This is a genomic window from Sphingobacterium sp. 2149, assembly GCF_031455655.1.
Classification (GTDB): Bacteria; Bacteroidota; Bacteroidia; order Sphingobacteriales; family Sphingobacteriaceae; genus Sphingobacterium.
In genome coordinates, this window is record NZ_JAVDTD010000007.1 from 87,888 (window position 1) to 113,814 (window position 25,927).

The 25,927-nt window shown below is 44.1% G+C and carries 15 protein-coding genes; 12 read left to right on the forward strand and 3 right to left on the reverse strand.

What is annotated here, in order from left to right:
- From J2X77_RS11610 to J2X77_RS11620, 3 genes are all read left to right on the forward strand, one after another.
- Entirely contained in the window at positions 1-777 is a 777-nt protein-coding gene (locus J2X77_RS11610; RefSeq protein ID WP_310080847.1) for a hypothetical protein, read from the forward strand.
- A gap of 165 nt (positions 778-942) precedes the next feature.
- The gene (locus J2X77_RS11615; protein ID WP_209578982.1) at positions 943-1,413 is read left to right on the forward strand and encodes a hypothetical protein; all 471 of its coding nucleotides are present in this window, start codon (positions 943-945) and stop codon (positions 1,411-1,413) included.
- Positions 1,414-1,670: 257 nt separating this feature from the next.
- Positions 1,671-1,871 (forward strand): hypothetical protein, encoded by a 201-nt coding sequence (locus tag J2X77_RS11620; RefSeq protein WP_209578983.1) that lies wholly within the window; start codon positions 1,671-1,673, stop codon positions 1,869-1,871.
- Between the two features lie 53 nt (positions 1,872-1,924).
- Here the strand turns inward: J2X77_RS11620 and J2X77_RS11625 are convergent, their stop codons facing one another.
- Positions 1,925-3,088: a PepSY domain-containing protein gene (locus tag J2X77_RS11625; protein ID WP_209578984.1), complete on the reverse strand. Its 1,164-nt coding sequence runs from the start codon at positions 3,086-3,088 to the stop codon at positions 1,925-1,927.
- Between the two features lie 2 nt (positions 3,089-3,090).
- The gene (locus J2X77_RS11630) at positions 3,091-5,559 is read right to left on the reverse strand and encodes a TonB-dependent receptor (RefSeq protein ID WP_209578985.1); all 2,469 of its coding nucleotides are present in this window, start codon (positions 5,557-5,559) and stop codon (positions 3,091-3,093) included.
- 38 nt (positions 5,560-5,597) lie between these two features.
- Between J2X77_RS11630 and J2X77_RS11635 the strand changes: the two genes are divergently transcribed.
- Positions 5,598-6,725 (forward strand): helix-turn-helix transcriptional regulator, encoded by a 1,128-nt coding sequence (locus J2X77_RS11635; protein ID WP_209578986.1) that lies wholly within the window; start codon positions 5,598-5,600, stop codon positions 6,723-6,725.
- A 27-nt stretch (positions 6,726-6,752) separates the two neighbouring features.
- On the opposite strand, the gene J2X77_RS11640 is transcribed toward J2X77_RS11635, so the two are convergent.
- Positions 6,753-7,778: a leucine-rich repeat domain-containing protein gene (locus tag J2X77_RS11640; protein ID WP_209578987.1), complete on the reverse strand. Its 1,026-nt coding sequence runs from the start codon at positions 7,776-7,778 to the stop codon at positions 6,753-6,755.
- A 503-nt stretch (positions 7,779-8,281) separates the two neighbouring features.
- On the opposite strand from J2X77_RS11640, the gene J2X77_RS11645 reads away from it, so the two are divergent.
- The 8 genes from J2X77_RS11645 (at position 8,282) to J2X77_RS11680 (ending at position 25,755) form a co-directional block, all read left to right on the forward strand.
- Complete coding sequence (locus J2X77_RS11645) at positions 8,282-12,304, forward strand: two-component regulator propeller domain-containing protein (protein ID WP_209578988.1); 4,023 nt, start codon at positions 8,282-8,284, stop codon at positions 12,302-12,304.
- A gap of 174 nt (positions 12,305-12,478) precedes the next feature.
- Positions 12,479-15,790 (forward strand): TonB-dependent receptor, encoded by a 3,312-nt coding sequence (locus J2X77_RS11650; protein ID WP_209578989.1) that lies wholly within the window; start codon positions 12,479-12,481, stop codon positions 15,788-15,790.
- Positions 15,791-15,801: 11 nt separating this feature from the next.
- Complete coding sequence (locus tag J2X77_RS11655) at positions 15,802-17,589, forward strand: RagB/SusD family nutrient uptake outer membrane protein (protein ID WP_209578990.1); 1,788 nt, start codon at positions 15,802-15,804, stop codon at positions 17,587-17,589.
- Between the two features lie 49 nt (positions 17,590-17,638).
- Positions 17,639-20,479: a SusC/RagA family TonB-linked outer membrane protein gene (locus J2X77_RS11660; RefSeq protein WP_310080856.1), complete on the forward strand. Its 2,841-nt coding sequence runs from the start codon at positions 17,639-17,641 to the stop codon at positions 20,477-20,479.
- Between the two features lie 11 nt (positions 20,480-20,490).
- On the forward strand, positions 20,491-22,212 hold the full coding sequence (locus tag J2X77_RS11665) for a RagB/SusD family nutrient uptake outer membrane protein (RefSeq protein WP_209578992.1): 1,722 nt from the start codon (positions 20,491-20,493) through the stop codon (positions 22,210-22,212).
- Positions 22,213-22,338: 126 nt separating this feature from the next.
- Complete coding sequence (locus J2X77_RS11670; protein WP_209578993.1) at positions 22,339-23,661, forward strand: BT_3987 domain-containing protein; 1,323 nt, start codon at positions 22,339-22,341, stop codon at positions 23,659-23,661.
- A gap of 27 nt (positions 23,662-23,688) precedes the next feature.
- Positions 23,689-24,966, forward strand: a complete 1,278-nt coding sequence (locus tag J2X77_RS11675) for a glycosyl hydrolase (RefSeq protein WP_310080858.1) — start codon at positions 23,689-23,691, stop codon at positions 24,964-24,966.
- A gap of 396 nt (positions 24,967-25,362) precedes the next feature.
- Positions 25,363-25,755 carry a hypothetical protein gene (locus tag J2X77_RS11680; protein ID WP_209578995.1) on the forward strand — a complete coding sequence of 131 codons (393 nt, stop codon included), beginning with the start codon at positions 25,363-25,365 and terminating at the stop codon, positions 25,753-25,755.
- The last annotated feature ends 172 nt before the right edge of the window (positions 25,756-25,927 follow it).

A 25,927-nucleotide genomic window follows, 5' to 3' on the forward strand; every position in this document is an offset into this window, starting at 1 on the left:
ATGAGATTAACTGCGTTTATTTGCATGGTCGTATTAATTTTTACAGTTTCTTGTAATAAAACCTGTAAAGACCATGTTTTGGTTAAGGCTATGACAGTCAATAGTGATATGTTTGGTGCTGCAGATTACGTTGTTGAAATAATAGAAGACTCCTCATATCGGATAATTGATTACTCTGTAGGTCTTGATTCTGTTACGTTTGAATTAATAGATCCTAAAGAAAATTCGCTATTGTTGGCAGAGAATACTGTTACTGGTAAAACTAGAATAGATGGAAATACTTTCTTCTTTAATCCCGGTTTTAAACAGGTTGATAAGGCTTTACTAAAAAATGGCTTTATGGATTTATATATAGGGGATAGTTTCTTTAGGAGGCTACGGTTACAAAAAGGGAATACGTATAGTATAAATTATTTCGATCAAAAGAGGTTTCATGATTATGCAATTTTCAATGCTCCAAAGGATTCTGTTTTTGATAATAGTTATAATCTGAATCAAAGAGATTTAATTTTTATTGATTCTGTTCTAACATCAATTTTGAAAAATAAAGATGGTAATAGTGCATTTTACAAACAATTGAAAGTTTATAGTAATTCGGATAGTGTACTTGTTGAGGTAAATATCTTCTTAAAGAATAATAAATCTCTTAAGGGTTTTTTTAGGTACTATCCTATAATTTCTTTTGATTCGCCCGCATATGAAGGTAGCTATGGGAAATTAGAAATTAATCTTTCAAAACGCACTTTCTCCGAATTAATAATGTCTGTTGATTTTTAGGGGTAAATTAGATGAGGTAGTGGTAAAGCATAAACATTTTATGATAGTGAATCAATTCTAATATATATTTATGCGTTCACTATGGAGCGGTTCTACGATATTCTAATTAAAATAGTTATCGACACTTAAAGTACCATTTTTTAAGGAAATATCAAAAATGAAATAATGAAAGATTTAAAAATTCATAATGATGCGGGTAGCAATTTGCTGTCTATCAAGTCTGTAGTTGATATCTATTCTGATAGAGAATATTTTATCAACTTGATTTTAAAGCTAAATTTGGAAACGGGTTATTTTTATATAAATGCAAGTAGGCCTGATTATGATGACCCTAGTTTGCTCGAAAAGCTAAAATTGGTTTTAGGCAATAAAGATAATTTTAGTTATAATAACTTTGAGATTACATTCGAAGGAAAGATCTTAAATCAGGAAATAGTAAATTTATTGCCGTCTATTTGGTTTAATTATCAGCATGTTAGTTTTACTTTTTCTCGTAATCGCGCTATAAAATTTAATATTAAAATGCTTCCTTGGTATGATATTACCGCGAAAGTATCTAGTTATGTTCTGTTTAAAAGTGCTGAGGAAGATGTAGTTTGGATTGGAAAAAGTAAAGAATTGAAATTTGATTTTTAAAATTCAAGGCGAATATACTGTCAGACTAACATTGCTATTAAATTAAATTTCTGTAATATGGATTTCGAAAAAGTAGATAGAATTTTATTTTTTACACTAAATGATATTTGCCTTATTGATACAAGATGTGAATAGAAAATCGGTATGCGGGATACCCATTTCTACGTTTCCGATTTAAGGAAAAAGATAAAAATGATGTTATATATAGCAAAATCAAGGATGCTGTAAAAGATTTTAAAGGGCTATTGTCATGGGAAATGATAACCTTTGATGATGTGCCAAATTATTTAATTTTGCCTACTTATGTCTATAGTGACGGAAGGCCGACGAGCGGTGATTTAAATGAGCATTTAATAGCAAAATATGGAGAAAATTTATATCGACAAAAAATTGATCAAGCTATAGATGATATACCCAATTTAACAAAAGCAATTAGAGATAAATTTCATGAACAATAATTGTATCGCGTGTAATTTAGAATAATCATTAATCCCATCATAATAGACATCTTTTAAAAGTCCCGTTTCTTCTTCTTAAACTTTCTACTATACCAGATATAAAAGCCTGTTACCGGCAAAGAGGCGCAGATTAAACTGGTCAAAAATGCGATCCACATGCCTGTACGCCCGGCAATTTTTCCTACATGGATATCATAGTTGGAATCGCGCCACTTCATGCCCAATGTTTTATCATTTTGCAGCCGCTTGAAAGAGTACTTTTCACTACGAAGATCATAGGTATAGGTATCGGAAGCTGACCACCAGGTATTTCCTTTTTTATAGACGGTAATATTGGCTAGTGAAGCATTTTGTGGGATATTGAACAAAGCACCTTCATGCGCGCCATACTTTTTCACAACATCAGACCATATCAGATCTAACGAGGCCACACTGGCGGCATCTATCGTATTGTCTGGAGCTTTTGGCTCTTCGTGTTTCTTATTGGGCCGCTTACCATCCAGCAACCAGTAAATACTGGTTTCCCACCATTTGAAGGACCAAACTAAACCCGTTGCCGCAATGACGATAGCAACGAAGAAAGCGTAAAAGCCAAGTACTTGGTGAAGATCGTAGTTTATGCGTTTCCATTTAGCACTAAAATTAATCTTGAGGCGTTTAACAGCGACTTTACGGTTTTTGGGCCACCAAAGGAAAATACCCGAAAGTAACGTAATGATAAACAGCAAGACGCCGGTACCTACGATGGTGCTGCCCACATCGCGCCTCAGATATAAGAATTGATGGATCTGCCTCACAATCCAGAAGAAATTAGTTTCGACATCTATTTTCCCTAAAACCTTTCCGCTGTAGGGGTCTACAAAAATACGGTCCCAATAGCGGATTTCTTTGTTGATGAATACGCCGACGATATCGTTCTTTGGACGACGCTTAAGGGCTTCAAATAGATAAACTTGTCGCTGATCATCTGTAGCAGGCACACGGATAAGGGTAATGGGATGATCGGTGACACGCTGTGCATTTGCCTTCAAGATGGAAAGGGGAAGTGTTTTCTCGCCTTTGTGTGCCGTTACCGTCACATAACTTGGATGAAAAAGGGCAAATAGTTCCTTCTCAAATACATAAATAGCGCCTGTAATGCTCACAATAAAAACCACCAGACCGGACAATAATCCGATCCAGCGGTGTAAAAACAAGATCGTCTTTTTAAAAGTCATCCTTAAAAGGTATAGCCGAGTGTAAATAGGAAGTTTCGTGGTGCACCTGGAAATAGACGGATGTAATCGTAACCACCTACCCAATGGGTTTTATTGGTGATATTATTGAAGTTGGCCTGCAGCTGCACCTTACCAATGGAATAGTACAAAGCAGCATTCAATAAACTGTATGAGGGTATTGTCTGGTTCAAGTTAAGCGACAGGTATCGCTTGTCTACGTAGTTGGCGCCGACGCCGATTCCCAGACCTTTGGCTTTTCCGGAGGGAATAGAAAATCTGGTCCAGATATTCGCGGTATTCTGAGGCGCATTGGGTTTTTGTTTGTTCAGTTCTTCATTATTCCCGCCTTCGGTAATTCTGGCATCGTTGTAAGCATAAGAAGCGATAATGCTCCAATACGGAAGGATCTGACCCTGAATGTCAAACTCTATCCCTTTGGATCTTTCCTTACCGATCTGTTCCATCAAATCCGCATTTTCGGCGGTAGGCGCGGGATAAAGCGTGTTCTTCTGGTTGATCTGATAGATGGCTGTACTCGCCTGTAATTTTCCATCCAACCAGCCGGTTTTTAATCCAAACTCGGTCATGTCATTTTCGAGCGGATCGAATGGCCCGCCTGCATTTGGATTTGCCAGTGCCGAAGCCGTTTGCGGGTTATAGCCTTTGACGTAGGTTCCGTATAGATTAATCTGCGGATTGATGGTATACACTGCGCCAAAGCGTGGCAGTAGCACATCTTGGTGTACATTCTCGGCCTGATCTGTTTTATAATTGGCAATATCTTTGTAATTCTCATACCGTAATCCCAGTAATAATTGAAGCGGGCCAAGAGTGAGCTGATCTTGCACATACAATGCATTTAGATGATAATAGGTAGGAGCAACTGATGTAGTGGATGCCGGTGCAAAAAAATACTTGCTTTCGTCCTGCAACTGTTGACTTTTCAGGGGGTTGCTAAGGTCAAAACTAGATACGTTGGGCACTGGATTGCCATTTTTGTCAAGTAAATAATCATTGATCTTTTTAGGATCAAATTTAGCAATGCTGCCTGTATTATCTTTATTTCTGTAACCGCTCGCTGTCAGCTGCGAACCACCCACAGGTAATACCTCCTGCGCGTAATCATAGCCGGCAATGAGTTTGTGGGATAGCACACCTGTATTGACGTTGTAATTGAAGAAAGCGGTGATGTTATCGACAAATCGTTTTCTGTTTCGGATGAAAACCTGTCTTGCCACCATATTCTCAATATTGGCTCCTTTGCCATCTACAGCATATGCATTGGCCGAGCGGTGTTCTGAAAGATCCTCGGCGTAGCCTGTTTTCATATAAGATGCATTGAAACTCAATTTATCATTGAAACGGTGATTCAATGAGGCAGTGACCATATAGGTTTGTTCGTTCAGAAAATCATTGGCCGTACTCATGGATTGGCTGATAGGGGTGGAATACAGATCACCGTTGGCAAAGACAGATTGTCCCCTGTCGAGTCTCGACTTGGAATCGTTATAGACCATATCAAAATTGATACGGGTGTTTTCTGATGGAATAAAGGAAAACGATGGTGCCAGCACCAAGTTTTTGTCAAACTGCAGATCCCGAAAACTTTGTGCGTTTTCATAACCGATGTTGAGGCGGTAAAGCAACGTTTTATCGGATGTCATAGGCCCTGTGAAATCCGCCAGGGCACGGAGGTTGTTGAAGCTTCCTACCGAGAACTGCAACGATTTGCGTGCCTCGTCAAGCGGCTTTTTTGTCACACGATTAACGACACCGCCGGGGCTCGCATTCCCAAATAGGGCTGACGATGGGCCTTTCAGTACTTCTACCCGTTCCAGGTAATTGGCCAGCGGCTGTTTCCAGAATCCTGTTGTAGTACGCATCCCGTTGACAAGCTGGGTGTTGGATCCACCATTGATCCGAAAACCTCGGATCGTAATGTCGTCGTAAAACGTAAACTGATTTACACCACTGAAATTTTTAACAATTTCGCCTACACGCATCAATCCTTGGTCGGCAATAAGCTCTTTGGTCGCATAAGAAACCGATTGCGGCAAATCTCGTAATTTGGTTTCGGTCTTACTGCCGATAAACGACTGCGTGTTTCGATAAGACTTTTCTTTGCGCCCGTAGATTTCTACCGTTTCCAGCGCTTCCTCTGCGCGAAACATGGGAAATGTCAGGGTAAAGGGATGTGCCGGATCAATCGATATTTTCTGTTTGATGGTTTTGTAACCGATTGCATGAATGCGGATATCATACGTTCCTTTACTTAGGGTAGGCAATATAAATTGCCCATGATGGTCGGTTGCGGTATGCTGGTTGGTTTTAAGTACTGTAATTGTGGCTCCGGCAAGGGGAGCATTGTATTCATCCAAAACTGTTCCGTTGAATAACTGTTTTTCTTGCGCATAGGTGAAGGTGAGTTGTAAACTCCATATGGTTGCGACAAGCATAGGTATTTTTCGCATCTTATTTAAATTTAATCTTAATAAGCAGACAAAATTCGATGATTAAACTTATATTTGGCGGAGAAAAAATATGCAATTCGGGAATTTTAAAGGTTACCCTAGCTATGGATGGTTTAGAAAAAGTACTTCTCAATAATGCACATCTGCAGGAATCATGGTCTTTGGATGAGCAAGTTGCGCGCGAAATGGCCGACACGCCACCACATTACTCATTTGATATCCGTACATTTAGCAATCAGTCTTTCCAATTTCGCCAAAATACGATGAAACAGTATTCTTCGCAGATGAATGTCTCCGAGATCGTCTTGCCACAGGGTATGCATATGATGCATTCGGAACTGACATCTACAAGTGATGGCTATCTCTGTATAAACAATGCTGTACCGTATATTCATGTTTTTTTCGCATTAAATAGTGACCGGCAGTACTACGTGGATGGTGAACTATTAGGCAGCTGCTCACCGGGACATGTCCAAAGTTACCTGTTTGCAGCACCTCAGATTATTGGCTTATGGCATCGTCGCCCAGCAGAAAGCTTTTTTGAAATCAATATACCGATTTCTTTAGTAGAGTCCTATTTGCCGGTAGATAGCTCTTTTCGGCTTAAGTTGCATAGCCTTTTGGAAAAATCACAGACGGGCGTACTGTTTGACGACTCCATATTGATCAGCGCGCAGCAGAAACATATCATTGCTGAACTGCTTCATCCGGAGATGGGCAAAGAATGGAAATCGCTGTTTTGTTTTGGTAAGGTTCTGGAGCTGTTGGCGCGTACATTCGATCAGTATAGGGTTGGCAATAGGGTGCTCCCGCCAGATAGTAACCTCAGCCCTGAAATGAAAAAGCTGATGACTAAAGCGAAAGAAATAGTTGAGAGCAGATTAACAGATCCACCATCATTGGCACAGTTGTCTGCCGAATTGGGAACAAATGAAAACTATTTAAAGAAATATTTCAAACTATGCTACGGTACAACCATTTATGGCTATGTCACAGCGAGTAGAATGCAAAAAGCGAAGCGCTTGCTTGCACAAGGGGACCGGCCAATAAACGAAATTTCCCGCTTTTTAGGCTATAACAACCCTGCCCATTTTTCGTCGAGTTTTAAAAAACATTTTGGGGTGAAACCCAAATTTGTACAGCAAGCTTCGTTGAATCCGTTGTAAATATTAATGTTCTTTGGTTTTGTTGTTTTATTCATTCATGCCATCGTAATATACATCGGTTTTGCTCAGGATCTGCTGCACCTGCTCGTATTGTTTTTTATTCAGTCCCGTCTCGTTTATAAAGAAAAGCCCGCTCCATTTTATATTTTTTACGGAAGTCAAAAACTCTTCCCATTGGAGGGGATTATTGGTGAAAGGGACATATTCCAGTTTGGGGATGTTGTACAATGCGGCAGGGAAGCTTGTAAATTTATTGAATGAAAAATGAGCTTTTTCTAAATTCTTAAGGGTAGCAATAGATTTTGGTAGCGTTGTTAGCTCGGCATGTTCTATGCCCAACTCTTTCAGTTGGGGTAGTTGACCAAAAAGGTCTGGCAATGTCGATACTTTCATGCGGTTCTTATATTGACCCGAAATGTATAAAAAATTCAGGTTGTGCAAACTAAATATTTCCTTGGGAAAAGTCGTAAAAAGTGTGTTATCCAAACCGAGCACTTGTAGCTTTTTAAGCTGTGCGAAGGACTCCGGCAGGGCCGTCAAAGGATTAGTGCTAGAGAAATCTTCAAGTGCAGTAAAATTGGAGAAATCTGCTGGCAATGCAGCGAGTTTATTCTGCGTTAATTTTAATTTTTTCAAGCTTTGATTGCTGTTTTTAGGCGCCGGAAAATCTGTTAGCGTAAAATTTTCTACTGTCAGACTTTCCAACTGGTTGGCTTCATTAACCACGTGCTGCAGAATGCTGCTCTCGAGCACTTTTCCAGCAGTAAAAGTGTTGAACGATAGTTCTCTGATTTCAGAAAGATCTGCTTGCTGAAGTTCTTTTACATCGTTAAAACTGATGTCTTTTCCGGTGATGGTCTTTGCCTTTATATTGGTGAAATCCCTTGCCGGCATAGGGGCGACCATTATATTTTCATATCCTGCGTCAGGAACCTTTTCCACCACGGGCGGAACTTCCACCTTAGGCGGCGGAACTTCTTTTTTCTTTTTCTTTTGTGCTGAAACGCTTAGCGTAAGTAAGGATAAACTGAATACGATAATATATTTTTTCATGTTGGATCGACTTTGTGTTCATGCAAATATGCATAGCTCGATAAAGCAATTATTCGACCAATTTAAATCCGCATGGCGATGGTTTATGATTCGCTCTTTTTTTTCTAACATTCGATCCGGTCTTTTGGGTAAAGACTTTGTTTTACGCTATTATTTGCGATCTCTTTGTATACCCAATCGCGTATATTTATTTGCGTTTAGTCGTAATTATACCCAGTCAGGTATAAAATTAAGTCGGCCTTTTCTTGATAAATAGTATTGCAAATCCACGGTTACGTCCTCAGTATGTAGGCGGTTGGAGGACTTTCCCAAGTAAAACCATTAACGTCGTCCAAAAAAAGTTTAATTTATACGATGTAAGGGAATAAACGTATCTTTGACAATCCTAATGTGGAAAATAATTAATTAGCGTTTCCTCCTGTTCAAAAGTATTGGCTGAATTGAAAGAAAGATTTCCTTTTTTGATGGTTTACTGTCGCCTATTGTTTTCGCTGGCGATAATTATGCTGTGCGTAAAGGCGTATGCGCAGGAAAAAAGCTATTTCTTTAATAATAGGGGCATCAAAAACGGTCTTTCCAATGGTCGGGTAATCGCTATGGCGACAGATCAAAATGGATTTTTGTGGTTTGGTACGGCTTCAGGATTGAATCGCTTCGACGGCTATGACTTCAAGGTGTTTCTACACAACGAGCAGGATAGCACCAGTATCAACGATAATTATATCGATAAAATAGTCAAAGGACCGCTCCATTCGCTATGGATCTATACACCAAAAGGCTGGAATAGATACAATGCGGCAAATGAACAATTTGAATCCAAGCCCAAACGTTGGCTCGCCCAGCTTGGATTGCCGCACGAATGGTTCAAAACAATTGTTGCCGATCCCATCGGGAATTTTTGGTTTATCTACCCAGGGGAGGGGATTTATAAATACCTCATCCGGGAGAAGAAGTCGCAGCTTTTGAATATGCAAAACAGCAGCCGACCGCTTTATAGCAATGCGGTCTCCTCACTAGCGTTTGATTCGAAGCAGCAGAGCTGGATAGTGTATGCAGATGGAACAGTGGACGTACGGCGCTATTCGGATCATCAATTGCTCAGACGGTTGCATGTGCCCGCAAGCAATGCCGAGCAGGCCTACCACCTGTTTATAGATGCTCAGGATGATGCTTGGGTCTATGTACCGGGTAAAGCTAATGCGGTCTATTGGTTGCGGTCTGCAGCGAATAGGTGGTTGACCCTCGATCGAAAGCCGGGGCAATTTCAACTCAATAACGATATTGTCAATGGGATCGTGCAGGACGATAGGGGAAAGATATGGATTGCTACGGATCACGGTGGAATCAACCTCGTTGATAAACAAAAAGGAGCCATTAGCTATATATCGAATGAATTTGGTACAAAAGAAATTTTACCGGGAAATGCCATACAGTCATTATTAAAGGATGAGTCAGGAACGATCTGGATGGGCACCTTCAAAGCTGGCATTAATTCCTATAGCGAAACAAAATCTTCTTTTCCACAATACCGTCACGATCCGAATAATCCGAAAAGCTTGCCTTTCGACGATGTGAATTGCTTTGCCGAAGATAAACGCGGTAATCTGTGGATCGGAACGAATGGGCGCGGCTTACTTTATTACGATCGGACAGCAAAAACATTTACAAAGTTTCTGCAGGCCAACAATGGGAGCGGGCCTTCAAGTAATATTATTGCGAGCTTATATGTCGACCGCGATAACAAGCTGTGGATCGGTACTTATTTTGGTGGACTGAATAGTTACGACGGTCAGCGATTTACTTACTATCGACACGATAGCAAGCGGCCAGGCAGCTTATCGGAGGATAATGTGTGGGAAATATTTGAGGATCGCGAAAGACGTTTGTGGGTGGGAACATTAAATAATGGACTTCAGCTTTTGGACCGTAGCACAAATACCTTCGTGGATTACCGCTACAAACATCCCTTTAATTTTTCGGTCAACGCCATCATGGAAGACCGTAAAGGAAACCTGTGGGTGGGTGGATCGGCGGGTATCGAACTGTATGATCGGAATAGAAGATTGTTGCAACACTTTAGCTATCAGCAGGGCGCTGAAAATAGCCTCTGTAATACCACAGTTCTGGATATTATTGAGGATGCAAAGGGTTTGATCTGGATCGCAACACGCGATGGCTTATCGATTTATAATCCGGAACAAAAAAAGTTTTTCAAATATCACAAAGCGGATGGCTTGCCCCACCAGACGATCTTGCGTCTCATTATGGACCATCAGCATGCGATCTGGGCCAGTACACCTAATGGCTTGTCCAGAATTTCTCCACAATACCTAAAGGATGGTGTTAAATTGTCGTTTCGGAATTACGATGAGACGGACGGCCTGCAGGGCAATGTCTTCAATGATGACGCGGCATTTATCACCAAAGCAGGTGAATTGGCATTTGGTGGCAGTAATGGGTTTAACCTTTTCTTTCCACCTAATGACCAAGTGAAAGGGCATTGTTATCCGTTGCTGTTTACCGATCTCCAGCTGTTCAATAATAGTGTGCGTGTGGGGGAGCACTATGAGGGCAACCTAATTTTGTCTGAGAGTATATCCACCACCCGTAAACTGGCTTTAAAATACGATCAGAATGCGTTTGCAATCCAATTTGCGGCACTTAATTTTGTCAACGCCGGAAAAATAAACTACAGCTACCAGATGCAGGGGCTGCATGACCAGTGGATCACCGTGGATGGGAACAACCGAAAAATAAGTTTTACGGGATTAGCACCCGGAAAATATACGCTGGTGGTCCGTGCCGAAGAAAGCGGAGCTGCCAATCCAGTATATGCTAAACTGGAAATTGAAATTAGGCCCCCTTTTTGGGCGAGTGCCTTGGCATATGGCTTTTATGGCGTGGTCATCGTACTGGGACTGGTCTGGGGGCGCTATCGGATTATTAACCGTACGCGCCTGAAATTTAAGCAAGAGCAACAGGAGCAGGAGCTGCTGCGTAGGCAGGAGCTGGATGCCATGAAGATTCACTTCTTTACCAATGTCAGTCACGAGCTTAAGACTCCACTATCCTTGATCCTGACGCCAGTTGAAAAACTGTTGGATCAGCCTTATCCGGAAAATGAACACCGCCAATTCCGGTTGATCCACCGAAACGCCAGACGCCTGCTCAATTTCGTCGACCAACTGCTCGATTTTCGTAAACTGGAGCTTGGTGAGCTCCATGTGCATAAAAAAGACCTTCGGATTTTTGGGTTTTGTAAAGAGGTCTATGAGTCGTTTTTGGACCTGGCTGAAAAACGGCAGGTGCAGTTTGCCTTCGAAACGTTGGGCGAGGATGTTTGGGCCGCCCTAGATCCGGATAAAATGGAACGAATTCTGTTCAACCTGTTAACCAATGCTTTTAAATTTACACCCGAAGGCGGGAAGGTGACCTTATCTGTCGACACCAGAGGGGATGATAGGCTTGAAATTCGCGTCAGCGACACGGGGATAGGTATTGCTGCCGATAGGTTGGAACAGATTTTTGAACGTTTTTTTCAGAATGAACTGCCCAAAAATATGATCAATCAGGGGAGTGGTATCGGGCTGGCCATCAGCCGCGAGTTTGCCAAGCTGCACCAGGGGACCCTCCATGCTGAAAGCGAAGTCGGACAAGGTAGTGCTTTGGTGCTGCGACTGCCGTTGCAAGCGTTACAGGAGCATGCCGAAGCAATGTCCGATCCTGTGCTGCCCGAAGAACTAGGCACCCCATTTTCGATGCACAAAACTGTACTGCTGGTTGAAGATAACGAAGATTACCGCAGTTATATGAAGGAGTTCCTACAGCCTTATTTTCATGTTATTGTGGCCTCCAATGGAAAGGAAGGCTGGCAGAAGGCGCTCGCTGAGCATCCCGATCTGATCGTTAGCGATCTCAATATGCCCGAAATGAATGGTGCGGAGCTCTGCCAGAAAATTAAGACGGACAAACGGACGGCATTTATTCCTTTTATCCTGCTTACCGTGGTAAATTCAGAGCAGCGTCAGCTGCAGGCCCTAGAAAAGGGAGCTAACGATTACATCACCAAGCCTTTCCGCATGGAAATGCTGATCTCAAAAATGAAAAACCTACTGGCGCAACAGGACCGTTTTAAGGAAACTTACCAAAAGCAGGTCTCAGTAGCTGCCAGTGAACTGGACACTTCGTCGCTCGATAATGAATGGATCACGAAGGTGCTGGCCTATGTCGAGGCCAACATGGGCAATTCAAACCTCTCCGTGCAGGGACTTGGTGAGGCTTTTGCCTTGGGGCGCGCAACCCTATACCGTCGTATCTTTGACCTGACGGGTAAGACTCCGGTAGAATTTATCCGGAACATCCGTTTGCAGCGGGCGCAGCATATGCTCGAAAACGGACAGTGGTCTATTGCTGAAATTGCCTACCAAGTTGGCTTTACAGATCCGAAATATTTCACCAAAGTATTTCGGGAGGAATTCGGCATTACACCCTCTGCCTTTCAGGAAAAACACCGCCAGAAGCTCTAGAAAGGTAAAAATGAAACATTTTTCACCCTATATTCTGCTAAAATTCATCCCCTCAAACATAGCCAATAGCCTAATTTTGACGCTAATGCTGTAACCAATTTTTTGATTAACCACTCAGGTTACCGTAAGGGAAATAATTTCAAAATTATAAACGAACTGATAAATATGATTTGTTTGTCCACTGACAGTCATTCGACTTGTCTTGAACGCTCGACAGTACATTTTTCTAAAAAGGTGGCCTTTTTAGGGATATTTATGGCGTCAATCACCTTCATGGCTCATGCGCAAACCCGCATTTCTGGAAATGTGGTGGATGAGCAGCGACGTCCGCTGACTGGCGTTAATGTCAGCGTCAAAAATTCGAATAATGTGACATTGACCAATGTTGCGGGGGATTATTCGATAAAAGCACTTCCTACTGATACACTTATCTACACCTTTGTCGGTTACTTGCCGCAACGTAGGGTCGTAGGCGACCTGAAAGCCATCAACATCCAATTGTATAAAGATAATATCCAGATGGAACAGGTAGTAGTGGTCGGCTATGGTAAACAGAAGCAACCTACCGTAACAGGTTCTGTCAGTGTGGTAACAGGGAAAGATCTGGTGCAGACCCCCGTCGCTAATGTCAGCAATATGCTGGTCGGTATGGCTCCCGGTATAACAGGTATACAGAACAGCGGTGAGCCTGGACAAAATGCGACAACTTTGCGTATCCGCGGGATATCCACTTTGAATGGTGCCAATCCGCTCGTCGTCATTGACGGGGTACAACAGCCTGCTGAAAATCCGTTTACCATGTTGAATGCCATCGATGCAAACGATATCGAGAACGTCAGTATCTTAAAGGATGCCTCGGCGACAGCAGTATATGGTATTCGTGGGGCCAATGGTGTGATTATCGTGAGCACTAAGCGCGGCCGCTCGGGCAGACCTGCCTTTAGTTTTTCGGCAAATACTGGCTTTACGCGGGCCACGTCCCTTATGGCGATGACCAATTCGCACGATTTTGCATCCAGTAGAAATGAATCGATCCGCAAACTCGATGCCTCAGGAAATGGTGTGTACAACAATATGTTGTTTTCGGAAGACGAGCTTTGGAAATTTAAGAACAACCGCGATTATACAGCGGCAGAAATTGCAGCAATGCCGATCAGCGAGCAACAGAAGCAGCAGCTGCAAAACAGTCCGGCACTGTATTACACCAGCCACGACTGGTATAAGGAACTCTTCAATGGTACAGGCCGTCAGAATCAATATAACTTAAATGTTTCAGGGGGCAGTGAGCGATTTAAATACGCCAGTTCAATAGGTTATTTTGACCAGACGAGTATCCTGAACTATACAAAAATAGCGGGGGCAGATGTGGATCCAAAATTCTCTCGGTATACATTCCGTAATAATTTCGATATTGAGGTGGTCAAAAATCTGGATATCAGTGTCAACATCAGCGGGCAGTTTCTAAAAAATAAAATTGCCAACCCAAAGTCGGATAATTTTAGCAATGTATCGGGCTCCGACCTGGCTTCGCGGTATCAGTCTTTATTGCTCAACTTGAAGCATGGGCCTTTTATATCGCCCGGAATCGTTGACGGACGAATTGTCCTGAACTTTCTTGGAGCCGATGGCAGCGCAACGAATCCCATCGGTACGGTAAGAGGGGGAAATGGGGGCTTCCCGAGTCAGGTGATTAATCCACTCAATCTCGTGACGCGGGGCTACGGTATTACGCAGGGAACCAACCTGAGTGCGCAGACTGTGCTAAAGCATAAAATGGACTACCTGACACGTGGGCTCAAATCGCATTTCACAGTGGCCTATGACGATAATTATGGGAAGGGCTATACGATTACTCCCGGTGTACCGACCTATTCGGCTTACCGCAATCCACAAAACCCGACAGAAATCGTCTACATCGGTGGCATGGTCAATACCGACAATAGCCTCACCGACTACCTTTTCAACTCCAGTTTTAGAAAAATGTATTATGAAGCTGGCATAGACTATACCCGTGACTTTGGTAAACATAATATATCGGGGCTCGTATTGGCGAATGCCCAAAAATATATTGACAACAACTTGGCCTATAATACACCTTCGGGTTTAATGAGCTTAGTTGGACGGGCAACTTATAACTATGCCGAACGCTATCTAGCCGAGGTCAATATGGCTTACAATGGGACCGAACAGTTTGCCCCTGGCCGACGTTTTGGCTTCTTTCCGGCCTTTTCGGCGGGCTGGATTATTTCCAAAGAGGCATTCTTGCAGGATAATAGCTTTTTGAGCTTTGCCAAGATCAGAGGATCCTATGGTGAGGTCGGTAATGATCAGATCGGTGCCATGCGCTACCTCTATCTGGCCAATTCATGGAACCTGGCGGATCAGAACAATGGTTATTATTTTGGAAGCACAGATGGATCGGCAACCAATCCGCATATTCCAGGAGCTATTGAAGCGTCGGTCGGAAATCCGCTGGTCACCTGGGAACGGGCAAAAAAGAGCAATGTGCAGCTTGATCTGAAATTTTTCCGCGATAAATTATCTTTTTCAGGTACTTATTTTAACGAGAAACGCTCCGACATCCTTGTCCAGCCGAGCATTATTCCGGCCAATCTCGGAGTTGCCGGTACGCCGGTTTCCAATGTCGGCCGCGTTAGTAACAGCGGCTGGGAGTTTGAATTGGGCTGGGACGATAAGTTGAGCGAAGATTTTACCTACTTCCTGAAAGGAAACTTCTCTTATGCACGGAATAAGATCGATTACATGGCCGAAGCTGCATTCCCATATCCTTGGATGAACCAAACGGGTTACATGATCGGTCAGCCAAAAGGATTAGTCGCTGATGGCTTTTACAACAATGCTGCCGACCTGGCTAACCGCCCGTACAATAGTTTTAGCAATCTGGTGGATGTTGGCGACCTGCGTTATAAGGATATTAATGGTGACGGTATTATCGATAACAACGATATGATCCCGATTGGCTATCCTTCTTTTCCGCTGATCTCGTACAACTTCCGTTTGGGGGTAACCTACAAAGGCTGGGACTTAAACACGCTATTTATCGGTACTGCAAAGGGATCTTATGATATCAGCAACACCTACTATGGAGGCAATCGTATCGTCGAGGAGGTCAATAATGGCAGATGGACGCAGGAAAAATATGAAAGTGGACAGGAAATCTTGTACCCGGCACTGAATGCTATTGACGGGGTTTCACAGGCCTCGAAAATAAGAAGTACATTCTGGCTGCGCTCAACAGACTTTTTGCGTTTGAAAAATGCTTCTGTAGGCTATACCGTCCGCGACAACAAACTCTTGCAGCGTGTAGGCCTGAGTTCGGTGCGGGTGTATGCCAGTGGCAATAACCTCGTTACCTGGACCAAGCTCGTGAAAGGGATAGATCCCGAGTCTACCAGCCAGAATAGCAATGGCTATATATTCCCGCTTGTGAGAACATACAACCTGGGTGTGAACATTTCATTTTAAAACTTACAGATATGATCAATACAATACAACGCTATTGGCAAAAGGCTTTGTTTGCTTCCATGTCCATGGTGATCTTGGGAAGCAGTATATCTTGCCAAAAAGATTTTTTGCAGGTTCCCCCGGGGGGAAGCCCTACCGTGGATACGGTTTTTAACCAGTCTTCTAACGCTTATAATGCCATTGCCGGCGCCTATTTCGCTTCGTTGCGCCAGGGACTGAATTGGAGCGGTTACTATTCACCAAGCACCGATGATCAGCTGGCGGGAAGTCAGGCGTTTTGGGTGCAGATTCCCGGCAGCGTGGCTGCGGTATCCATTCTTGGTGGCGGCTTTACGCCCAATTTTAATAGTCAGGATATGGGTTCCAATGGTGGTTATGGAAATGATGGCTACACCGACAACTTTCAGGCGATCCGCAAAGCGTATCTGGTGAAGGAAAATATTGGCCGCGTGCCTGATATGAGCGATGCGGATAAGAAAATTGTACAGGCTGAAATGCAGGCGCTGGTCGCTTACCGCTATACCCAAATGTTTATCATGTATGGTGGAGTGCCAATTATATCCAAAAGCTTTCCGCTTACTTCCTTAAACAATCTGGAAGAACTGGCCATCCAACGGGCTCCTTTAAAAAGCGTTTTGGATACCATCGTAAGCTGGTGTGATCAGTCTGCTGCGGTTCTGCCTTCGCGCTGGGCAGATAACTCGTTGGGGAGGATAACCAAGTCTGCAGCACTGGCGATTAAAGCAAAAGCGTTACTCTATGCAGCCCGTCCTTTATTCAACAGTGCAACACCTTATTTGCAGCTGGGTGCAAACAATGATCTGATTTGTTTTGGAAACAATGATCCACAACGTTGGAATGTGGCGCTAGCAGCCAGTGAAGCCCTGATCAAAGAAGCTGAGGGGGCAGGTGGACTGCATATCATCAATACGGGAAATCCATTGGACGACTATGGTACGGCTACCTCCACGCCGAGTAACCGGGAAATGATCTTAGCGTTCAAACAGCAGGTACCATCGTCTGGTGGTGCTGGTCCATACAATATTTTTAACGTGGTCAATTTCCATTATCAGGCCAATGGCGCGGTGTTGTCGAGCAGTATGCTGGAAAATTACTACAAGGCGGACGGTACTGAGCAGAACTGGCCAGGGGTAGGGCAGACGGCACCATTTTCTGAATACCTGACGAAATTTAAACAGATGGAGCCGCGTATGCGCGCTGATTTCAACGGTTGGGAAATGCAGGCCGACAACAACCCTGGCGATCCCATTTGGCATATGAACGAGCATTACAAGGATGTCAACCACTTCGGTGCTGGACAGCCCACAAAATTTTATTATAAAGCAGGACGTCGCGAATGGTTTGACTTTCCGATTTTCCGTCTGGCAGCTTATTATTTGAGTTCAGCAGAAGCGTATAACGAAATGGGGCAGCCTGTCGAAGCACTCAGCCGCCTCAATGTGATCCATCAGCGTGCAGGACTGCCAGCTGTCACCGAGACCAATAAAGATAAGCTGCGCAAAATTATCCAACGGGAATGGGCAATTGAGTTTATCCAGGAAAAATACCGATTTAACGACCTGAAACATTGGAAGGATAGTCAGATCGACAAGGGCATCATCGGTGGACCGATCCGTTTTCTGGTTTTTAATAATGGTGGCGATGCCTTGCCTTCTGGAAATACCAATTTTGGAAATGCCGTACGTTATAACGGCTTCTGGCATCCTAGACAATTGTTAAATCCTTTCCCACAAGGTGAGGTAAACAAAGGTTATCTGATCCAAAATCCGGGCTATTAATTATAAGATTGACCCTATTAGAAGACTTTAAACTATGAATACCTATTCGATGATAAAAAAGGCTACCGCCTTACTTTTTGCGGTTTGGTCGGGAAGCACTGCGCTGATGGCCCAGCAACCGGGCGAATGGATTGCCCCGGATTCCACCGGCAGTCAAAAAGTGAAAAATTATGCTACAGTAAGTGGACAGGAATTGGAAAAGATACCTGTGGCCAACTTAACGAATACCCTATATGGACGCCTGAACGGGCTGATGGTATCGCAGACCAATGGGCAGCCGGGGTATGACCAAGCTACACTCATGATGCGGGGAAGGGCAACTTACGATCAGGCCGCCATGGTGTGTTACGTCGATGGCTTCCAAGTGGATATATCGTTTTATTTTCAGTACCTCGCAACAGGCGAGATCGCAAGCGTTACACTCTTGAAAGATCCTGTAAGCCTAGCTACGTTCGGCATGAAAGGTGCGAATGGCGTGTTGTGGGTGACGACAAAACGGGCCAACACCGACACCTTCCGTATTGACGCGCAGGTAGTGTCTGGTATTCAACAGGCCGTAAAGATCAGGAAGCCATATGACGCTTATCATTACGCCAGCCTATACAATCAGGCCATCAGTAACGATGGGTATGCCCTTAATGGCAACCGTTTTCAGTGGTCTCCTGTATACAGTGATGAAGCCTTGCAGCAGTATAAAGACGGGGCCGGAACCAATGTCGACTGGCTGGATGAGTCGCTCAGGGAGAACGGCCGTTATACCAATACCTATGTCAATATGCAGGGCGGAATGAAGGAAGTGGCTAAATATAATCTCTACTTGGATTATATGGATCAAACCGGTTTATTCAATATCCCGGGTGGAGCTGAAGCAAGCCGCAATACGGGGCTCAAAAGGTATAACTTACGCTCCAATGTGGACCTGAAATTCTTTAAGATTTTTACCGGAAAGATTGATCTGGGGGGACGTATAGAAAGCTATAGCCAGCCCTTTAGCAACAATACTTACGACAATGCGCAGAATTTTTGGAAAAGGCTGACAACTTACCCCAATACGATCTATCCCGTGCGCGATGAGCTGACAGGACAATGGTCTGGTAATGCCCTTTATCCAAACAATCCGGTTGCGGAGCTGAACGCCTTGGGCATGTACGCCTCACATGACCGTACCCTCCAGGGAAACTTTAGTCTGCGGGAAGATCTGAGCTTTCTGACGGAAGGATTATACCTTGAACAGGCCGTTTCATTTAACACCTGGTCACGTGTGATCCAGAATAAAACGGCTACCTATGCCCGTTATTACGAAGGTAAACAGGCTACTGCCGATCAGAATACACCGCTAGTTTTCGGAAGTAATACACCGTATGGGCAGCTGACCTGGCGACAGTCCAACTTATCGGCCGGCTATAAAAGGCAGTTCGGAAATCATCGGATAAATGCTGTGATCAATTACTATGCAAGTGATATGATCCCCGATGCAAATGAGGATGCTTCAAAAATTGCTTACCACTATCAGCAGTTTTCTGCAAGGGCATCTTATGCTTATCAAGATAAATACTTCGCGGAACTCGGCTGGGGATACAGCGGGTCGGATTCTTATGCACCGGGAAACCGCTGGAAATTGTATCCGGCAGCATCGCTGAGCTGGGTACTTTCGGAAGAGGATTTCCTCAAGGACAGTCCGGTGATCAATTATGCCAAGCTGCGCATCGCCGCAGGAAAGACTGGCAATGACCAGACCTTGCAGGGGAGGTACCTCTATCAGCAGTACTATCGTTTCCTGCCCGGTAGTGTAACGGGTAACAATAGTCTATCATTCAACGGCGGACTGGGGTTGGGACGGCTGGCTACGCCGGATATTACTGCTGAGCAAAGCATGAAATACGAACTGGGACTGGATCTGCGTCTGGTCAAAAATGTGGATTTTCAAGCGACTTGGTTTAGCGATCGGAGATCGGGCATTATCACACGAAACAACCTCGTAGCGGGCTACCTGGGCTATACAGGGGCTGATATGTTGCCGCTTCAGAATATAGGCAAAGTCAACAACCAGGGCATCGAGCTGGGACTAAGCTATCAGGAACAGATCGGAGCAATGCAGCTGAATGTAGGTATGATGGCGACTTATGCGAAAAATAAGATCGTATATCAGGCCGAAATACCCAATAAAAATGCCTTCTCCAATACGACTGGACGTGCTATCGGTACCCCTATGGGACTCGTCGCAGATGGATTTTACCAGTTTGAGGATTTCAATGCCGACGGCAATCTGAAAGACGGGCTTGCCAAGCCAAGCTTTGGTCCGGTGCAACCGGGGGATCTGAAATACAAAGATCTGGACCAGAATGGCCTTGTTGATCAAAGCGATGTGACAGCAATTGGTAAACCGGCTTATCCGCAATGGTATTATGCCTTCAATCTGGGGCTCGTCTACAAAGGAATTGATCTATCGGCTTTATTTCAGGGCGCAGCGGGTATGGATGTCAACTTATTGGGCGCAGCCTACAATCAGGTTGTTCCTTTTGTGGGAAATACAACGATTTATCCCATCGCGGAAAATGCATGGGCTTATTATCCAACGGAAGGTAATGACACGCGTAATAGTGCAACTTTTCCGCGTTTGACGACGCAGAGCAATGCAAATAATTATACCAGCTCTACCTTCTGGATGAAAAATGCCGACTTCCTCAAACTGAGATCACTGCAGGTCGGATATACCTTGCCATCTGCTGTATCGGAAAAAATGCACCTACAGAAATTTAGGGTATTTCTGACTGCTGTTAACCCGTTCGTCTGGTCTTCATTCTACCGGAAATACAAAATGGACCCAGAGACACCTGCAGGCTATCCGGCACTGAAATCTTATAATTTAGGAATTTCGTTTACCTTTTAACTGTTTATCCCATGTATTTACATGATCATATAACTACCAAAATAGCGATTGCTATAACAGCGCTTAGCCTGTCGGGCTGTGGGAAATCATTTTTGGATACGCGTCTCGACACGCAGCCTACCGAGCATAATATTGATGGCAACTACGCCAGTCTGATGCAGCTGGCCAATACGCCCTATGCCTATTTGTCCCAACGCAACGAGTTTGCGGCTCTGGACGGAAACCTCTTTGCTGCGGCTACCGATGAAGCCCGGCAAACCAATACTATAGGTGACGTTTATCTGTTCAATAATGGCAATTGGGGCGCTTTTAATAATCCCGACGATCGTTACAACATGTACTACTCGGGCATCTATGCCGCTAATTATTTTTTGGAATACCTCGAAAAAAAAGGAGGTGATTACAAGGCCCTGCTGGCGGTAAACCGCGATACCATCACGGTTGAATCAAGGACCAACTACCTCAAAGATGTGGCTTCCATGGGCTGGTCTATTGCCGAAGCGCATGTATTGCGGGGCTACTACTATTTTGAGCTGATCAAGCGTTATGGTGGTGTACCACTGTTGACCAAAACGTTCAACGTGAATGAAAAACCAGCGATTGCAGCTTCGTCATTTGAGGATGTGGTAGAATTTATTGTGACATCTGTCGATAGCCACGTAAAAGATCTGCAACCAAATTGGAAAACTTCGCAATTTACGAACCAGGACGGGCGTTTTAATCAGGGCGCAGCGCTCATGCTGAAAGCGCGTGTTCTGCTCTATGCCGCCAGTCCTTTGCATAATCCTGGCAATGATATCACCAAATGGCAACGTGCTGCAAAGGCCGCTGCGGAAGCGCTACAGTTTGCCGATCGTATGGACGATGCAGGTGGAAGAAACGGGCTTGACAATAACTACAGAAATTACTTTCTCGGCAACAATATGCTTAACAGTGCCGAAACGATTATGGCCATCCGCTACACGGCAAGCAACGATCTGGAGCGTGCAAACTATCCGATTGCTACACCTGGTGGATTAAGTGGAATCACACCGACGGAGAATTTGGTGTCAGCCTACGAGAAACTGGATAATTATTCAGCAAATAACCCGTATGACAAGAGAGATCCACGTCTCGGCTATACAGTCGTGGTGAATGGAAGCGAATGGAACAGCCGTATCATTGATCAGACGGCTGGTGGATCCGATGATATGCGGAGGGCCAACGCCAGTAGGACGGGGTATTACCTGAAGAAGTTTGTAAACGACAATGTTAATCTGGTCAATAACGCCACCAATCCACACAATTGGCCGCTTTTCCGTTATGGCGATTTGTTGTTGATCTATGCCGAGGCGATGAATGAAGCCTATGGCCCTGATCAAGCCAATGGCTGGGGGCTGAGCGCAAGGGAAGCGATTAATAAATTAAGGGCTCGTCCGGGTGTCGATATGCCGGCCGTGCAGGCTAGCGGTAAAGCCGAATTGCGCACAGCGATCAAACATGAACGTCAGGTGGAGCTGGCCTTTGAAAATCATCGCTATTGGGATTTGATCCGTTGGGGCGATGCGGCCAACGTTTTGAATAAACCGATCTATGGCGTTACCGTCGCAAAAACAGCTTCAGGCAACCTACAATATGGAACAAGACAGGTTCAGAATCGGGTTTTTATAGCACCCAAAATGAACTTCTATCCTTTTCCGCAAGCTGAAATCCATATCAGCGGCGGGACGCTGATTCAAAATCCAGGCTGGTAATAGAGATGCAAGCAAGCAAGCAAGCAAGCAAGCAAGCAAGCAAGCAAGCAAGCAAGCAAGCAAGCAAGCAAGCAAGGTTATGGATGTTTATCAACAAGTTGAAAAAATAAAAAGAGGAGTGAACAGATGAATCTACTCAATTATAAAAATAACATATACAGGATGTTCATTGCCTGGGCTATGGCCTTTACTTTTGCGGCCTGTCAAAAGGATGATTCGGCAAAAGAATATGGCGATTCGCTTATTTACATGCCGCAAAGCGTTAATTTTTCCATGGGATCAAATGCGATCTATCCCGTTCCGGGATCATCCAATGGGATCAGTCCAACGGGGATGAACTATATCGTCGATGAACAATCCAACAAAACAAAGATCCTATTAGGTGCATCCCTTTCGGGCACAGCGAAAGGCGCATTTAGCGTTGACGTTAAAGCGAATACAGATACCTTAGAGCAACTCTTAAAGCAAGGTACGCTTGGAACTGACTATAAAGCGCTGCCCGTGACAAAATATAGCTTGCCCAATCGGTTGGATGTGCCGGAGAATGGCGCTGCAACATTTTATCTTGAGGTGGACAACAGTGTTATTACAGATCCGGACAACTTTGGTAAACATTTGGTTGTAGCGGTGCAGATTGCCAATCCAAGCCGTTATACGCTGGATCAAAAACGGGCAACTACTTTGGTGGATATCAATATCGCAGGTCTGTTTCCGTCTGCAAATACAACATCGGAGATCAATGTGACGCCGGGTGCTACCATCACCATCTCTGGACAGAATCTCGACAAAGTAACGGCCTTGAAGTTTACTAATGGCGAAACAGCACTCTCTATTCTAGCACAGTCAGCTAACAGCTTACAGGTAAAGGTTCCGGAGATGGAAGGTATTTCGCGCTCAACCATCGACCTGGTGACACCTTTTGGAACAACAAAAAGTGCATTCGAAATGGTCAATTTAAATCTTGCACTGCAGGTATTTACAGATGCTTATGGCGCGAATACCGGAGCCAATAAAGATGGCGACGATTATGGATCTAGTCAATCAATATCCACCAGTGTCTTTAAGCGGGGAACGTCTTCTTTGGCAATTAAATATGCGGCAAATAATTACTCGCCCGGCGGACTGGTCAATACGGTGGGCTTTGAAGACAAAGGCTATAACTACATTACTTTCTGGGCGAAAGGAACGACTTCTGGTGCTGGCGATGAAGGCATACAAATGGCTTTAATGGGTGACGGAATGCCGGATGGCTATGGAAATGATTTTGCCGGAGTAGGCATTATCGTGACGAACGAATGGACCTATTATAAAATTCCAATCGGCAAAGGTTCCGGTAGGCCAATGTGGAGTAAAGGAACGACCTTCCGAAAATTTGGCTGGCGATTGAATAACTGGAATGTACCGCAGGATGAAACGATCTATTTTGATGACATTCTATTTGTAAAATAAAAATTAACGCATAAAAATTATATCATAATGATGGCTAAAAAATCATATCTATTGCTCATAACACTGTGTTTTTACTTGTGCTGCTGCTCAAAAAACAATGCCGAAATTATTAACGGATCTGCTGAGATTCAATCTTTGGATGCGGCATTTATGCAAGTGTCAAAAGCAGCGGTTGCAGGATCTACGTACGAGGCAGAGGTCTATCTTCCTTATGCTGGTGGTAATGGGGCAGCCTTTGAAAATGGAGCGTCCATCGCCTCAACCGGTGTGTTGGGGTTGACGGCGACCTTGCAGCAAGGGCGTTTGGAAAAAGGCTATGGTTCATTGCTGTATAAAATAAGTGGTGTCCCGGCACAGGCGGGGACGGCATCTTTTGCTTTAACTTTTGGTGGTAAATCGAGTGTTGTTGCGCTCGAAGTCAATCAGAAAACTGATGCAAGCTTGTTTTATTGGGGCTTTTTTGATGATTCAGGAACGCCAATGACGTTTTACAATGGGTTTGGCAAAAAGCCGAGCATGACCATGATGTTCAATGGCTGGAACGCCGATGGAGCACGCGAGTTTCCATCTCTATTTTGTCAGGAAGCATCGGCTGCGGGCTATGTACCGCACGTAACCTGGGAGCCCATGATGGGACTCGATGAATTGATGTCAGGGAAATATGATAACGACATCAAACGCTACGGGGAAGCGTTGGCCAAATTTGGTAAGCCAGTCGTGTTGCGATTTGCGCATGAATTTAATGGGGACTGGTATCCCTGGAGCATGCAGAATGATCAGGTGGTACCCGTAGCTACTTATATCAAAGCCTTTCGCTATGTGCACGATAAGGTACGTGCGGCGGGTGGAACAAATGCACGTTGGGTGTGGGCACCCAATAACGGCAATGGTAATAAAAATCCGCAAACGGTAGAATCTTATTATCCAGGGGATGAGTATGTGGATCTCATCGGTATGGATGGATACAACTTTGGGACCTCCCAGAGCTGGTCTTCCTGGCAGTCCTTTGCACAGGTTTTTGGTCCACTTTATAATAAGTTAACTACTGCTTTCCCCAACAAACCAATTTTTATTGCTGAAATGGGCTGTTCATCGACAGGCGGTGATAAAGCCGCGTGGATCAAAGATATGTTTGTCCAGCTGGAAACGCAGTTCCCAAAAATAAAAAGTTTTGTATGGTTTAATATCAACAAGGAGACAGACTGGCGCTTTACCAATGCACAGGATGCGATAGATGCTTTTAAAAACGGTTTAAGTAATCCTAGGGTAGGGGAAGATCCAACACTGGGTGGTGTGATCCAGTAATGAATTGAAATAAATAGGAATTACGATGAATGTATTTATTTTATTTAAAACGTTCGATCAGCGGGAACAGTTCAGGTCTTGACAGGTTGATCGATTTGAGTTCCTATTCGAAAGGCAGCCTATCATCTACAGATAGGCTGTTTTTGGTTTTGAAATTAGTGCGGACTGCATTTAATTTATTTCTTTGAAAACGATTGAACGACGGGAAATGTTTATTGCTTGACATCGATTCGGTCTATGGGAGACGCTGCCCAATGTGGCGGATTTCCCTATGTCTATCTATTAAAGCGGATTTCCTCATAATGGATAGTCCGCTTTTTTTCAAACTGGATACTTCTTTTTTTAGCATGGAAAAACAATTCCACTAAGATAGCTGTACTCTTTAAAATTTAAAAGATGAAGGATAAATCGCAAATGCAAAAAATTGCACGGTATGGTTTAGGTGCATTTTTAGTTGTGGCGGGAATTGGACACCTGACATTTTCTCGCAAAGAATTTCGGGCACAAGTGCCGGATTGGGTGCCGATCTCCAAAGACGACACCGTTGTATATTCTGGCTACGCTGAGATTGCCCTGGGGGCAGCATTGATACTGGCGCCTGCTAAACAGCGGTCGAAGGTTGGGAAAATTGCTGCTGCTTTTTTTGCGGCAGTATTTCCTGGAAATATTGCACAATATACCGATCGCCGCGATGGATTTGGTCTGGATACGGACGGTAAACGCCTAGCACGCTTGTTTTTTCAGCCAGTGCTGGTAGCATGGGCATTAAAAAGCACAAGTGATACATAAATTCGAACAGTATACTAGGATAACTGTTTACAGAGTGCCCTCTGCTTAAGGGGGGGATTAATCTTAAATGCATAAAGGTTGCCGGAGTTATTCCAGGCAACCTTTATTTTTTGTAATCTATTGCACGACAATTTGACTTGCATAGATCCTGCTTTTAAACGTATTTGATCGA

Coding starts and splice junctions, on each gene's coding strand:
- J2X77_RS11610 (WP_310080847.1), top strand. CDS start 1: ATGAGATTAACTGCGTTTATTTGCATGGTCGTATTAATTTTTACAGTT.
- J2X77_RS11615 (WP_209578982.1), top strand. CDS start 943: ATGAAAGATTTAAAAATTCATAATGATGCGGGTAGCAATTTGCTGTCT.
- J2X77_RS11620 (WP_209578983.1), top strand. CDS start 1,671: ATGATAACCTTTGATGATGTGCCAAATTATTTAATTTTGCCTACTTAT.
- J2X77_RS11625 (WP_209578984.1), bottom strand. CDS start 3,088: ATGACTTTTAAAAAGACGATCTTGTTTTTACACCGCTGGATCGGATTA.
- J2X77_RS11630 (WP_209578985.1), bottom strand. CDS start 5,559: ATGCGAAAAATACCTATGCTTGTCGCAACCATATGGAGTTTACAACTC.
- J2X77_RS11635 (WP_209578986.1), top strand. CDS start 5,598: ATGATTAAACTTATATTTGGCGGAGAAAAAATATGCAATTCGGGAATT.
- J2X77_RS11640 (WP_209578987.1), bottom strand. CDS start 7,778: ATGAAAAAATATATTATCGTATTCAGTTTATCCTTACTTACGCTAAGC.
- J2X77_RS11645 (WP_209578988.1), top strand. CDS start 8,282: ATGCTGTGCGTAAAGGCGTATGCGCAGGAAAAAAGCTATTTCTTTAAT.
- J2X77_RS11655 (WP_209578990.1), top strand. CDS start 15,802: ATGATCAATACAATACAACGCTATTGGCAAAAGGCTTTGTTTGCTTCC.
- J2X77_RS11660 (WP_310080856.1), top strand. CDS start 17,639: ATGATAAAAAAGGCTACCGCCTTACTTTTTGCGGTTTGGTCGGGAAGC.
- J2X77_RS11665 (WP_209578992.1), top strand. CDS start 20,491: ATGTATTTACATGATCATATAACTACCAAAATAGCGATTGCTATAACA.
- J2X77_RS11670 (WP_209578993.1), top strand. CDS start 22,339: ATGAATCTACTCAATTATAAAAATAACATATACAGGATGTTCATTGCC.
- J2X77_RS11675 (WP_310080858.1), top strand. CDS start 23,689: ATGATGGCTAAAAAATCATATCTATTGCTCATAACACTGTGTTTTTAC.
- J2X77_RS11680 (WP_209578995.1), top strand. CDS start 25,363: ATGAAGGATAAATCGCAAATGCAAAAAATTGCACGGTATGGTTTAGGT.